This window comes from Actinomycetospora sp. (genome assembly GCF_055612215.1).
In genome coordinates, this window is record NZ_JBVPVA010000868.1 from 1 (window position 1) to 2080 (window position 2080).

At 72.2% G+C, this 2080-nt stretch carries 3 protein-coding genes and 1 pseudogene; 2 read left to right on the forward strand and 2 right to left on the reverse strand.

The window, feature by feature from the left end; all coding sequences use genetic code 11:
- Window positions 1-317, forward strand: a pseudogene (locus tag AC0CYZ_RS23555) (MBL fold metallo-hydrolase); the annotation flags it as partial.
- Window positions 318-397: 80 nt separating this feature from the next.
- Here AC0CYZ_RS23555 and AC0CYZ_RS23560 read toward each other — a convergent pair.
- Together AC0CYZ_RS23560 and AC0CYZ_RS23565 are read right to left on the reverse strand one after the other, a co-directional pair.
- Window positions 398-1072, reverse strand: a complete 675-nt coding sequence (locus tag AC0CYZ_RS23560; protein WP_169185569.1) for a Crp/Fnr family transcriptional regulator — start codon at window positions 1070-1072, stop codon at window positions 398-400.
- A gap of 229 nt (window positions 1073-1301) precedes the next feature.
- The gene (locus AC0CYZ_RS23565; RefSeq protein WP_472219840.1) at window positions 1302-1580 is read right to left on the reverse strand and encodes a hypothetical protein; all 279 of its coding nucleotides are present in this window, start codon (window positions 1578-1580) and stop codon (window positions 1302-1304) included.
- An 85-nt stretch (window positions 1581-1665) separates the two neighbouring features.
- On the opposite strand from AC0CYZ_RS23565, the gene AC0CYZ_RS23570 reads away from it, so the two are divergent.
- On the forward strand, window positions 1666-2080 hold a 415-nt coding region (locus AC0CYZ_RS23570), incomplete at its 3' end, for an endonuclease III domain-containing protein (protein ID WP_472219842.1).

Here is a 2080-nt window from a genome sequence, read left to right on the forward strand (position 1 = left end):
CGGTGCTCGGCGACCACCACGGCGCCCTCGGGGACTACCTGCGCTCCCTGGACCGGCTCGCCGGGCTCCCGTCGGGCACGACGCTGCTCCCGGGTCACGGGCCGGACCTCTCCGACGCCCCGCAGACCGCCCACGACTACCTGGCCCACCGTCGGCAGCGCCTCGAGCAGGTCCGCGAGGCGGTGCGGCGGCTCGGGGACGGCGCGACCCCGCGCCAGGTCGTCGAGGTGGTCTACGCCGACGTCGACGAGTCGCTGTGGCCGGCGGCGGACATCTCTGTCGCGGCGCAGCTGGAGTACCTCCGCGAGCAGGGCTGACCCCAGGACGCACCGCTGACGGCTGGGACAGCGTGAGGAACGAGCGCTGTGCCAGCGTCGGCTCGGTGCGACAACAGAGCTCAGCGGGCGCGACGGGCCAGGCGGTCGGGCTCGAGGATGAGGACGCTCTTGCCCTCGAGACGCAGCCAGCCGCGGGCGGCGAAGTCGGCCAGGGCCTTGTTCACCGTCTCGCGGGAGGCGCCGACGAGCTGGGCGATCTCCTCCTGCGTGAGGTCGTGCGTCACCCGTAGCAGCCCGGCCTCCTGCGACCCGAACCGCTGCGCGAGCTGCAGCAGCGCCTTCGCGACGCGGCCCGGCACGTCGGTGAAGATGAGGTCGGCCAGCAGGTTGTTCGTGCGGCGCAGCCGGCGGGCGACCACGCGCAGCAGCTGCTCCGCGATCTCCGGGCGCTGCGAGATCCACTCCTTGAGCGCCGTGCGGTCCATCGAGTAGGCCCGCACGTCGGTCACGCACGTGGCGGTCGACGTCCGGGGGCCCGGGTCGAAGATCGACAGCTCACCGAACATGTCGGAGGGGCCGAAGATCGAGAGCAGGTTCTCCCGGCCGTCCGGCGAGCGACGCCCGATCTTGACCTTCCCGCTCTGCACGATGAACAGCCGGTCGCCCGGCTCGCCCTCGTTGAAGATGACGGTGCCGCGGGGGAACTCGACCCGGTCGAGAGACTCCGTCAACACCTCGACCGCGGCCGGATCCACGCCTTGGAAGATCCCCGCGCGGGCCAGTACCTCGTCCACCGTCCGCTCCTCGCCGACTCGTCCGACCCCACCCGCCCGGAGCCATCGAGGCCCGGTGCGCGCTGTGTCCCCAGTCACGTCTACCGTCAGTCTAGTCGTGCGCATCGCCAAGATCACGCTGCACGCGGCCGACGCGATCTCCGGATTTGTCCCACTGCCGTGATCATCCGCGAGCGCGTCCCCCGACTGGACGACTCTACGCCCGCGGAATGACGCCGTTGGGTGAGCGTCAGGCGTTCGTGGTGCTCCGGGAGTCGTCCTCCGACGGGCGGCCCCGACGCGTGCTGCCGCCGCGCTTCCCCAGGTTGCGCAGCCGGAACATCTGCAGGGCCCCGCCGATGCCCTGGCGGAACAGGGCCTTCACCTCGTCGGGACGCGCGCGCTCGAGGAAGTCCTCGACCTCGTCCTCACGGACGGTGCCCGCGCGCAGTCTCGTCTCCAGGCGCTCCATGCCCAGGGCGAAGACCATGATGAGCAGAGGGATGAGGACGGCGATCCAGGCGGTCATGGTGACGGAAATGCTCCCGCACCTGCACCCGAGGTCGAGCACCGGGGTCGTCCCGGCGTGTCGGGGGGTTCTCTACCCTGGTCGGATGACCTCGGGGGCCACGACGCGCACGTTCCGCGCGACCGCGAAGGCGGGCGAGACGCGCCTCGGGCTGGTGCGGCGGGCCCGGCGCATGCACCGCGCGCTCGCGGAGGCGCACCCCGACGCGCACTGCGAGCTCGACTTCACGACGCCGCTCGAGCTGCTCGTCGCGACCGTGCTGTCGGCGCAGACCACGGACGTGCGCGTCAACCAGGTGACCCCCGCGCTGTTCGCGCGCTACCGCACGGCCGCCGACTACGCCGGGGCCGACCGCGCCGAGGTGGAGGCGCTGATCCAGCCGACCGGGTTCTTCAGGGTGAAGGCCGACACCCTCGTGAAGCTCGGGGCCGCGCTGGTCGAGGAGTTCTCGGGTGAGGTGCCGCGCCGGCTCGAGAAGCTCGTGACCCTGCCCGGGGTGG